1 protein-coding gene and 1 pseudogene are annotated in these 1,167 nt (G+C 59.8%); both read left to right on the top strand.

Features of this window, described 5'->3' with window-relative positions:
• Window positions 1-18: 18 nt before the first annotated feature.
• Window positions 19-834 (top strand): sulfonamide-resistant dihydropteroate synthase Sul2, encoded by an 816-nt coding sequence (sul2, locus tag FTU50_RS15275; RefSeq protein ID WP_001043260.1) that lies wholly within the window; start codon window positions 19-21, stop codon window positions 832-834.
• A gap of 86 nt (window positions 835-920) precedes the next feature.
• Window positions 921-1,167: pseudogene (gene glmM / locus FTU50_RS15270) on the top strand (phosphoglucosamine mutase); the annotation flags it as partial.

Raw genomic sequence — 1,167 nt, 5'->3', positions numbered from 1 at the left:
ATTATTATAGAAGCCCCCATGAATAAATCGCTCATCATTTTCGGCATCGTCAACATAACCTCGGACAGTTTCTCCGATGGAGGCCGGTATCTGGCGCCAGACGCAGCCATTGCGCAGGCGCGTAAGCTGATGGCCGAGGGGGCAGATGTGATCGACCTCGGTCCGGCATCCAGCAATCCCGACGCCGCGCCTGTTTCGTCCGACACAGAAATCGCGCGTATCGCGCCGGTGCTGGACGCGCTCAAGGCAGATGGCATTCCCGTCTCGCTCGACAGTTATCAACCCGCGACGCAAGCCTATGCCTTGTCGCGTGGTGTGGCCTATCTCAATGATATTCGCGGTTTTCCAGACGCTGCGTTCTATCCGCAATTGGCGAAATCATCTGCCAAACTCGTCGTTATGCATTCGGTGCAAGACGGGCAGGCAGATCGGCGCGAGGCACCCGCTGGCGACATCATGGATCACATTGCGGCGTTCTTTGACGCGCGCATCGCGGCGCTGACGGGTGCCGGTATCAAACGCAACCGCCTTGTCCTTGATCCCGGCATGGGGTTTTTTCTGGGGGCTGCTCCCGAAACCTCGCTCTCGGTGCTGGCGCGGTTCGATGAATTGCGGCTGCGCTTCGATTTGCCGGTGCTTCTGTCTGTTTCGCGCAAATCCTTTCTGCGCGCGCTCACAGGCCGTGGTCCGGGGGATGTCGGGGCCGCGACACTCGCTGCAGAGCTTGCCGCCGCCGCAGGTGGAGCTGACTTCATCCGCACACACGAGCCGCGCCCCTTGCGCGACGGGCTGGCGGTATTGGCGGCGCTGAAAGAAACCGCAAGAATTCGTTAACTGCACATTCGGGATATTTCTCTATATTCGCGGTTCAGCAGGCATGTCCCCTTTGAGGGCGACCCGACGACAGGATAATCGACCTTATGGTGCGCAAATATTTCGGCACAGACGGTATTCGTGGCAAAGCCAACGAAGGCGCGATGACGGCGGAAACCGCCTTGCGCGTCGGCATGGCGGCTGGCCGTGTCTTTCGTCGCGGTGACCACCGCCATCGTGTCGTGATCGGCAAGGATACGCGCCTGTCGGGCTATATGCTTGAACCCGCGCTCACAGCCGGTTTCACCTCGATGGGCATGGACGTATTCCTTTTTGGCCCGCTGCCGACAACGT

The organism is Acinetobacter sp. YH12112 (assembly GCF_013418945.1).
GTDB lineage: Bacteria > Pseudomonadota > Gammaproteobacteria > Pseudomonadales > Moraxellaceae > Acinetobacter > Acinetobacter indicus.
The sequence above is the reverse complement of the archived record's forward strand: the minus strand, read 5'-3'. Positions and strand labels throughout refer to the sequence as shown.